At 65.8% G+C, this 8,737-nt stretch carries 9 protein-coding genes; 7 read left to right on the top strand and 2 right to left on the bottom strand.

From position 1 onward, the window contains the following. The coding region (locus tag NBV68_RS14825) for an aminotransferase class I/II-fold pyridoxal phosphate-dependent enzyme (protein WP_296311046.1) at positions 1–810 on the bottom strand (810 nt) is incomplete at its 3' end. Between the two features lie 163 nt (positions 811–973). On the opposite strand from NBV68_RS14825, the gene phaC reads away from it, so the two are divergent. Both phaC and NBV68_RS14815 read left to right on the top strand, forming a co-directional pair. Further along, positions 974–2,878, top strand: a complete 1,905-nt coding sequence (gene phaC / locus NBV68_RS14820) for a class I poly(R)-hydroxyalkanoic acid synthase (RefSeq protein ID WP_296311043.1) — start codon at positions 974–976, stop codon at positions 2,876–2,878. Between the two features lie 151 nt (positions 2,879–3,029). After that, positions 3,030–3,887: a phasin family protein gene (locus tag NBV68_RS14815; RefSeq protein WP_296311040.1), complete on the top strand. Its 858-nt coding sequence runs from the start codon at positions 3,030–3,032 to the stop codon at positions 3,885–3,887. Between the two features lie 148 nt (positions 3,888–4,035). Here NBV68_RS14815 and NBV68_RS14810 read toward each other — a convergent pair whose 3' ends face one another. Continuing rightward, positions 4,036–4,599, bottom strand: a complete 564-nt coding sequence (locus NBV68_RS14810; RefSeq protein WP_296311037.1) for a T6SS immunity protein Tdi1 domain-containing protein — start codon at positions 4,597–4,599, stop codon at positions 4,036–4,038. Positions 4,600–4,767: 168 nt separating this feature from the next. Between NBV68_RS14810 and clpS the strand changes: the two genes are divergently transcribed. The 5 genes from clpS (at position 4,768) to NBV68_RS14785 (ending at position 8,684) form a co-directional block, all read left to right on the top strand. Then, on the top strand, positions 4,768–5,163 hold the full coding sequence (clpS, locus tag NBV68_RS14805) for an ATP-dependent Clp protease adapter ClpS (RefSeq protein WP_296311045.1): 396 nt from the start codon (positions 4,768–4,770) through the stop codon (positions 5,161–5,163). Positions 5,164–5,176: 13 nt separating this feature from the next. After that, positions 5,177–5,683, top strand: coding sequence for a DUF427 domain-containing protein (locus NBV68_RS14800; protein ID WP_296311035.1), 507 nt, complete (start codon positions 5,177–5,179; stop codon positions 5,681–5,683). 110 nt (positions 5,684–5,793) lie between these two features. Next, positions 5,794–7,035, top strand: a complete 1,242-nt coding sequence (locus NBV68_RS14795; protein WP_296311033.1) for an LptF/LptG family permease — start codon at positions 5,794–5,796, stop codon at positions 7,033–7,035. A 6-nt stretch (positions 7,036–7,041) separates the two neighbouring features. Further along, the gene (gene lptG, locus NBV68_RS14790) at positions 7,042–8,151 is read left to right on the top strand and encodes an LPS export ABC transporter permease LptG (protein WP_296311030.1); all 1,110 of its coding nucleotides are present in this window, start codon (positions 7,042–7,044) and stop codon (positions 8,149–8,151) included. A gap of 59 nt (positions 8,152–8,210) precedes the next feature. Next, entirely contained in the window at positions 8,211–8,684 is a 474-nt protein-coding gene (locus tag NBV68_RS14785; protein WP_296311027.1) for a GNAT family N-acetyltransferase, read from the top strand. Positions 8,685–8,737: the final 53 nt, after the last annotated feature.

The following is an 8,737-nucleotide window of genomic DNA, read 5'->3' as shown; positions in this document are numbered from 1 at the left end:
GTAATCGAGATAGGACTTCACCCGCGTCAGCGCCGCGATCAGCTGCTTGTTGCCGACCGCAAAGCCCATCCGCCAGCCAGCCATCGAATAGGTCTTCGACATCGAGGTGAATTCGATCGCGACGTCCTTGGCGCCGGGCACTTCCATGATCGAGCGCGTCGGCTTGCCGTCGAAATAGAGCTCCGAATAGGCCAGATCGCTGACGATCCAGACCTGATTCTCCTTCGCCCAGGCCACCAGCCGCTCGTAGAACGGCAGCTCGACGGTCTCGGCGGTGGGGTTGGAGGGGTAGCTCACCACCAGCACCGAAGGGCGCGGCACTGTGTAGTTCATCGCCCGCTCGAGCGATTCCCAATAGTGCTCGTCGGGAGTGGTCGGCACCGAACGGATCGTCGCTCCGGCGATGATGAAGCCGAAGGTGTGGATCGGGTAGGAGGGATTGGGCGCCAGCACCACGTCGCCCGGCGCGATGATCGCTGTGGCGAGGCTGGAGAGGCCCTCCTTCGAGCCCATCGTCACCACCACCTCGGTCTCGGGATCGAGCTCGACCCCGAAGCGGCGCGCGTAATAGCCTGCCTGCGCGCGCCGCAGGCCGGGGATGCCCTTGGATTGCGAATAGCCGTGCGCGTCGGGCTTGGCCGCCACTTCGCACAGCTTGTCGATGACGTGCTGCGGCGGAGGCTGGTCGGGGTTGCCCATCCCGAGGTCGATGATGTCCTGCCCCCCGAGACGGGCTGCATGACGCATGGCATTGACCTCCGCGATCACATACGGTGGCATCCGCTTCATGCGATAGAACTGGTCATTCATGGACGTCATTACCTTGTCTTGTGCACGCGTGATGGCATCGCGCGCTCAACCACCCTAGGCGAAACCCTCGGATCGTGGGAAGCGCGTTTTCGGCAAGTTGCGACGCTGCGGGATTGACGGCCCTGTCGGCAGTGCGCGGCGATAATGGGACAGGTTGGCAGCGATGGCACAGGACAGTAACCCTCTGACGGCAGCGGGAGCGGGCCTCAAGGGCTTCTTCGACATGCAGGGCGAGGCGCTTCGCGAGATGATGGCGGGCAAAGGTGCCGAATCGCCGATCGCCCCCGGCATCGAGCCGGGCGACATGGCCGAATGGGCCGCCACCGCCGCGCAGCTCCAGCAGCTATGGCTCGATTTTGCGACCCATCAGGCCACCGCCACAGCCGAGAAAGCCGCCAAGGGCACGAACATGCTCGATCCGGCGCAGTGGCTGGTGATGTCGCAGGCAATGCTCGGCCAGATGCCCAAGGGGATGTTCGAGGCCTCGGGCAAGCTCGTGCAGGACCAGATGCAGCTGTGGTCGGGCGTGATGCAGAGCTTTGCCGCGGGCGCCACTGGCGGAAAGGCCGCCGAAGCGCCCGATCCGGCAGCCCTCCCCAAGTCCGACCGCCGCTTTGCCGATCCGGCGTGGCGCGAGCATCCCGCCTTTCTGCTGCTCCACCAGACCTATCTGATGCTCGCCGACTACTTCCGGCAGGCGGTGAAAGGCATGGACGGGCTCGACAAGACCAAACGCCAGCAGCTCGAATTCGCGGTTTCCGCGCTGGCGGAGGCGATGAGCCCGGACAATTTCCTCGCCCTCAATCCGGTGGTGCTGAAGCGCACGATGGAGACCAAGGGCGCCAATCTGGTGCGCGGGATGCAGCACCTCGTCAACGACCTGAAGCGCGGGCAGCTGACCCACACCGATCCCAACGCCTTCCGGCTGGGCGAGAACCTTGCGGCAAGCCCCGGCAAGGTGGTGCACGAAACGCCGCTCTATCAGCTGATCCAGTATTCGCCCTCGACCGAAGAAGTGCTTGAAGTGCCGCTGGTGATCTTCCCGCCGTGGATCAACCGCTTCTACATCCTCGATCTGACGCCCAAGAAGAGCTTCATCAAATGGGCGGTCGATCAGGGCATAAGCGTCTTCGTGGTCAGCTGGAAATCGGCCGATGAAACCATGGGCGAGATCGTGTGGGACGATTACATCCGCGCCCAGATGGAAGCGATCGACCATGTGCGCAGCCGGCTCGATGTGCCGGCCGTGCACACCATCGGCTATTGCGTCGCCGGCACCACGCTCGCCGCGACGCTGGCAGTGCTGCACCGGCGGGCCGAGGCGGACAAGGTCAAGTCCGCGACCTTCTTCACCGCACAGGTCGATTTCGAGCGGGCGGGCGACCTCAAGAACTTCATCGACGATGGCCAGATGGAGATGATCGGGCAGTTGTCGCCGCAGGGCTATCTCGACGGGCGGTATCTCGCCGCCGCGTTCAACGCGCTGCGCGGGCGCGATCTGATCTGGAACTACGTCGTCAATAACTACCTGCTGGGCGAGGACTACCCGGCCTTCGACCTGCTGCACTGGAACGGCGACGTCACCAACCTGCCCTCCAAATGGCACAATGCCTATCTGCGCGACCTCTACCGCGACAACAAGCTTGTGGTGCCCGATGCGCTGGAGGCTGACGGGACGCCGATCGACCTGACCCGCGTCGCCACCCCCAGCTTCGTCCAGGCGGGGCGCGAGGATCACATCGCGCCCGCCGAAAGCGTGTGGCGGATCACGAAGCACTTCACCGGGCCGACCCAGTTCCTGCTGGCGGGCTCGGGGCACATCGCGGGCGTGGTCAATCCGCCGTCTGCGGGCAAGTACCAGTACTGGGTCGGCGACAGCGCCGCGCCCAGCCTCAAGGACTTCGTCGCGGGCGCGACAGAGCATCCGGGCAGCTGGTGGCCGCACTGGCTGGAATGGCTGCACAAGCAGTCGGACGCCCGCGTTCCTGCTGCGGGCAAGCGGGTGCCGGGCGGCAAGGGCGATTCCGTGATCGAGGACGCGCCGGGGCGCTATGTGAAGACTCGCTGATCGCGCCGTGCTTTCACGCAGATCCTTGGTCGCTTCGCAGGTAAGACATTGAATCTTCAAGATTCCGAAGATTTTTGTGCACTGCACAATTTTGCTTGACTTCGCATCCGCATTCACTATTTTGTGCAGTGCAACATGAAGCGAGGTCGCCATGTCCGAAGTCGAAAACACTGCTGGTGAAATCAAGAGCGGCGAAGTGAAGCCCGCTGCCGAGCCCAAGGCCGCGGCGCCCGTCGCCAAGATCGATGCGGCGGCCGAGAAGGCCTATGCCGAAGCCGCCGCCAAGGCTGCTCCGGTTGCCAAGCCTGCCGCCGCGGCTCCCGCCGCCAAGGTGGTGAAGGCAGCGCCCGCTCCCAAGACCCCCGCCGCGCCGAAGCCGGCCCCGGTCGCCAAGAAGGCGACCCCGGTCAAGAAGGCCGCTGCCAAGACCGTCAAGAAGGCGGCCACCAAGACCAAGACTGCCGCAACCAAGCTCCCGGTCAAGAAGCCCGTGCTGGCCAAGAAGGCTGATAAGCCTGCCGCCGCGCCTCAGGCCGTCAACCCCATCGTCAAGCTGAAGGACTCCATCATGGCCACTGCCAACACCGCCGACATCACCGCCACCGCCAAGAACGCCGTTGCCGACCTCCAGGCGCGCGCCAAGACCGCCTACGCCAAGGGCACCGAGCTCACCGCCGAAGCGACCGAGTTCACCAAGGCGAACGTCGAAGCCGTCGTCGAAAGCGGCAAGATCTTCTTCACCGGCGCGCAGGAACTGCTCAAGGACAACGTCGAGACCGGCAAGACCGTGATCGAAACCGTCACCGAAGACGCCAAGAAGGTCGCCGCCGTCAAGTCGCCGACCGAGCTCATGCAGCTCCAGGGCGAGCTCGCCCGTCGCAACTTCGACGCGCTCGTCTCCTACGGCTCGAAGCGCACCGAAGCCTGGGTGAAGCTCTACAACGACGCCTTCGCCCCGATCTCGAACCGCGTCAGCGTCGCGGTCGAGAAGGTCAAGACCGCCGCCTAAGGCACACGAATTCTCCGACCGGGCCTCTCTCCTCTCTCTCCCAACCCGGTCCACGAGAGCGCGCCGCAAGGCGCTGGCCGGCCAGACTCACGTCTGGCCGGCCTTTTTCGTTGTCCGGGTGGTTCGATGAAGGTGGCGGGAAAGAGGGCTAAGGCTCGAACGTCACCGAGTTGATCTTCGTGCCCGGCGCAAGATGCCGGACCTGATCGTGGAGCTGACCGGCGATGTGGAGCTTCACGAGAAAGGATATCGTCTCGATCTGGTCGGCCGAAATCTCGCCCCCGAGGATCGGGGCAATCTTGAAGTCGTAGCATTCGCCCGGGGCGAGGATCAGCCCGCGCCTGATCGCGCCCAAAACCAATCCTGCAAGGAGCAGCTCGTCTCTTGCAGCCTCCTCCTGAAGGATGGCCGTGAACTCGGAAAGGGAGCCAGCCACGCCGTTAAGCTTGCCTTCGAGCGTATCAAGCTGGTGAATTGCGCCTCGGGAACCTCTGAAAAACGGCTCGCCGAAAGCCGACACCGCAATAACGGTGAGCCCGTCGAGCCCGATCCATTCCCATGCTTCGAGCGCCCCGGCGATCTTGTCTGCGGGAACATCGATGAACAGATGGCCGAGCTCGGGCGGTCCGCCGATCGTCAGGAGATCGACCGGAATGGCAGGCTCCGGCACGCGGTCATCAGACTTTCCTCTGAACCAGTCGCCGATGCCCAAGTCCTGATCCCTTCGAGATTGCCTGTCCTGGTTGAAGTGAAGCACAAATCCGGGCCGGCGCATACCGGCGACCGGCTCCAAACAATTCGCACCTATCGCTTGCACCTGCCCGCGCGAATCCCATAATGGAGGCTCATGCTTCAACCGCGCCTTCCTGATCTCGCCGTTATGGCCGGGCTGCCCCCGTCGCAGCAGGCCGCGCCGCAGCACGCAGCCCCCGTGCGCGCGGAAGACGAGGATGGCGGGAAGGACGGCGGCGGTTCGGGCGGTAGCCAGATCGGCGTTGCCACCAAGACCCGCGCCAAGGCCAAGAAGCCGAGCCAGTACAAGGTGCTGATGCTCAACGACGATTACACCCCCATGGAATTCGTGGTGCTGGTGTTGAAGCGCTTCTTCTCGATGGATCTGGAACAGGCCACCCGCGTGATGCTCCACGTCCACCAGCGCGGCGTCGGGGTGTGCGGGATCTTCACCTATGAAGTCGCCGAGACCAAGGTGAACCAGGTCATGGACTTCGCCCGCCAGAACCAGCACCCGCTGCAATGCACGCTGGAAAAGGCCTGAGCTTGCACGCCTGATGCGGGCGCCCCATCACCCCGAGCCCGATCCGGTCGCCCCGGGTCAGGAGAGCGTTTGGGACTATCCCCGCCCGCCGCGCGCCGAGCGCACGACCCGCCACATCCGCATCCTCCACCGCGGCGTGGTGCTGGCCGACACAAGCGCCGCATGGCGCACGCTCGAAACCTCGCATCCGCCGACCTACTACATTCCTCAAACCGACATCGCGATGGAGCGCCTCGCACCCAATGCGGGAAGCTCCTTCTGCGAATGGAAGGGGACGGCGCGTTACTGGGACGTGATCATCGGCAATGCGCGGCTGGTCGGCGCGGGCTGGTCCTACCCCTCGCCCACGCGCGGGTTCGAGGGGATCGCGGGCCATATCGCCTTCTACGCCGCCCCCTTCGACGCGGTCACCGTCGATGGCGAACAGGTCTCCCCCCAGCCCGGCGGCTTCTACGGCGGCTGGGTGACATCGCGCGAGGCGGGGCCGTTCAAGGGCATCCCGAACAGCCGCTTCTGGTGAACCCCTCGTCCGAGCCATCGCTTTCATAGCAATTGGGGACATGACGCGCCCCCGCGAAGCGGCTAGGGCTACGCGGCGCGCGCGCTATCGACCACGGAACTCCGAGCCCCTTGCTGAACGTCATCCCCGCCATCGATCGCTACATCCTGCGGCTCACGATCGTGCCGATGCTCGGCGTCTTCGCGCTCGCCGCGTCGCTGCTGATGCTCGACAAGATGCTGCGCCTGTTCGATTTCGTCGCGGTCGAAGGTGGGCCGGTGGGCGTCGTCTTCAAGATGCTCGGCGCGCTGATCCCCGAATATGCGAGCCTCGCCATTCCGCTCGGCCTGCTGCTCGGGGTGCTGCTGGCGTTCAGGAAGCTCGCGACCTCCTCGGAACTCGACACGATGCGCGCCGTCGGCCTGTCCTATTTCCGCCTGCTGCGGATGCCCTACCTCATCACGCTGGTGCTGGTCGCGGTCAACATCGCGCTGGTGTTCTACATCCAGCCGCTGAGCCGGTACTACTACGAACAGCTCGAATACGAACTGCGCTCGGGCGCGCTGGGAGCCTCGATCAAGGTCGGCGAATTCACCACGCTCGCCGATCGCATGGCCCTGCGTATCGAGGCGAGCGAGGACGAGGGGCGGCGGCTGGTCGGCATCTTCGCCCGCGTCGCCAATTCCAAGGGGCAGGTGCTCTCAATCAGCGCGCGCGAGGGCGCTTTCCTCGCCACCCGCGACAATCCCGACACGATCATCCTGCGCCTCACCGAAGGCACGATCATCCAGGATACGGGCATGAACGGCCAGACCCCGCGCGTGCTCAGCTTCAGCCGCCACGACCTGCCGATCGACCTGCCCGCGATCGAGAAGTTCCGCGCGCGCGGTGACGAGACGCGTGAATACATCCTCCCCGAGCTCCTCAAGATGGGCTGGAGCCGCGACAGTGCCCCGCAGCAGCGCGATGCGAGCGTCGCGAGCTTCAATTTCCGGCTGGTCGAGATCCTGATGATGATGCTGATGCCGCTGCTCGCGGTGGCGCTGGCGATTCCGCCCAAGCGCTCGACGAGCGCGCTGGGCGTGTTCGTCTCGATCATTATGGTGGTCGCCTATCACAAGGTGAACCAGTACGGCGAGGACGTGGCCTCGCTCGGGCGGCTCGATCCGATGCTCGCTTTCTGGGTGCCCTTCGCGCTGTTTGCGGGGCTGATCGTGTGGATGTACTGGCGCGTCGCCCATGTCCCCGGCGGGCAGGCGATCGGCGCGCTGGAGATGGCCTTTGCCAAGCTCGGCAAGCGCATCGGCAAGCTCTTTTCGCGCCGACGCCCGCGCGCCTACCGTCCCGCCCCCGAAGCGGCCCCTGCCGAGTAAGCCGCGATGCAGCTCGATTTCTTCCCCTCGCGCACGCTGACGCTCTATCTTGCCCGCCTGTTCGTGGTGCGGATTGTCGCGGTCCTGTTCATGCTGGTGCTGGTGCTGCTGGCGCTCGATCTGCTGTCCAAGACCGGCGACATTCTCGCCGCGCCCGGCAATGGGCAGGCCGAGGTGCTGCGCTATGCCAGCCTGCGCCTGCCGCAGCTGGTGGCGAACTTCCTGCCCTATTCGGTGCTGCTCGCCTCGCTGCTGACCTTCTGGCCGCTGAACCAGAACAGCGAGGTGATCGCGATGCGCGCGGCGGGGCTTTCCGCGCATCAGGTGCTCTCACCGATGCTGCTGACCGCGCTGCTGGTGGCCGCCGTGAGCTTCGGCTTCAACGAGCGGATCCTGACCCGCGCCAATGCGACGCTGAAAGCATGGGAGGCCGCGGACTTCGGCCCGATCCCCGCCACCGACAGCAGCGCCGGTGCCCCGCGCGCCAATATCTACCTCACCGATGGCGAGAACATCCTCTCTGCCGCGACGCTCTCGGGCGCGGGGCAGAACATCGTGCTGACCGGCGTCACCTGGTACGCGCGCGGCCCCGGCGGGATCATCCGCGAGCAGATCCGCGCCCCCCGCGCCGCTTATGCGGGGCCGGGCTGGCGGCTCGAGAATCCGGTCCGCTTCGATGTCGCAGGCGCCGTCACCGAGCGCCCGGCCGCGCTGGTGGTGGGGCAGAACCTCTCGCCCGAGCGAATCATGCTGCAATCGGTCGATCCTGATGCACAGAGCTTCTGGGAACTGGGGACTAGCATCACCGCCTACGAGACTGCGGGCCGCAACACTGACGAGATGCGCGCCAAGTGGTGGCACCGATTGTCGGGGCCGCTCTCGGCGCTGCTGATGCCGCTCCTGGGCTCGATCGCCGCCTTTGGTCTGGCGCGCTCGGGCCAGTTGTTCGTGCGCGCGATCATCGGCATGGCGCTCGGCTTTGCCTATTTCGTGGTCGACAATGCCGCGCTGGCGATGGGCAGTTTCGGCGGCTACCCCCCCTTGCTCGCCGCATGGGCGCCCTTCGTGCTGTTCCTGCTGGTCGGCGAGACGGTGCTGATCCGGACCGAGGAGTGAGGCCGGGGGCTTCGCGCGACTGGTCGCTCCGCCTCGCACGGGCGGAGGATGCCGCCGCCATGCCCGGGATCGAGCGCGCGGCGGCGGTGGCCTTCGCGGGCGAGCCTTCGGTCGATCCCGCGCGCACCCGTTCCGAGGCGGACTATGCGCGGCTGATCCGGCGGGGCCACAGCCTTGTCGCCCATGTGAACGAGGGCGCGGGCGAGGTCATGGCGGGGTTCATCGTCGCCCAGCCCTTCAGCCGCGAGCTTCACATCTGGGAGATGGACGTAGCCCCTGCCTTCCAGCGGCGTGGGATCGGGGCGGGACTGGTGCGCGCAGCGCAGATCGACGCGCGCAACACCGGCTTCAGGGCGCTGACCCTCACCACCTTCCGCGACCTAGATTGGAACGCGCCCTTCTACGCCCGCCTCGGCTTCGAGGAGGTCACCGCATTGGACGCCCACCCGCGTCTTGCGGGCGAGTTGGCGAACGAGGTAGACGACGGCCTGCCCGCCGACCGCCGATGCGCGATGATCTGCTTTCTGGATTAGGGCCACCTTCGGTGGCGCTGACCCCCCGCCCCGCCTCCCCACCCGGCCACCAT

It is taken from the genome of Erythrobacter sp. (genome assembly GCF_023653175.1).
GTDB lineage: Bacteria > Pseudomonadota > Alphaproteobacteria > Sphingomonadales > Sphingomonadaceae > Erythrobacter.
The sequence above is the reverse complement of the archived record's forward strand: the minus strand, read 5'-3'. Positions and strand labels throughout refer to the sequence as shown.

Bases quoted from the DNA above. Each gene is read 5' to 3' on its own strand.
- NBV68_RS14800 (WP_296311035.1), top strand. From the start codon at position 5,177: ATGCGGGCGCCCCATCACCCCGAGCCCGATCCGGTCGCCCCGGGTCAG.
- lptG (WP_296311030.1), top strand. From the start codon at position 7,042: ATGCAGCTCGATTTCTTCCCCTCGCGCACGCTGACGCTCTATCTTGCC.
- NBV68_RS14815 (WP_296311040.1), top strand. From the start codon at position 3,030: ATGTCCGAAGTCGAAAACACTGCTGGTGAAATCAAGAGCGGCGAAGTG.
- NBV68_RS14785 (WP_296311027.1), top strand. From the start codon at position 8,211: ATGCCCGGGATCGAGCGCGCGGCGGCGGTGGCCTTCGCGGGCGAGCCT.
- phaC (WP_296311043.1), top strand. From the start codon at position 974: ATGGCACAGGACAGTAACCCTCTGACGGCAGCGGGAGCGGGCCTCAAG.
- clpS (WP_296311045.1), top strand. From the start codon at position 4,768: ATGGCCGGGCTGCCCCCGTCGCAGCAGGCCGCGCCGCAGCACGCAGCC.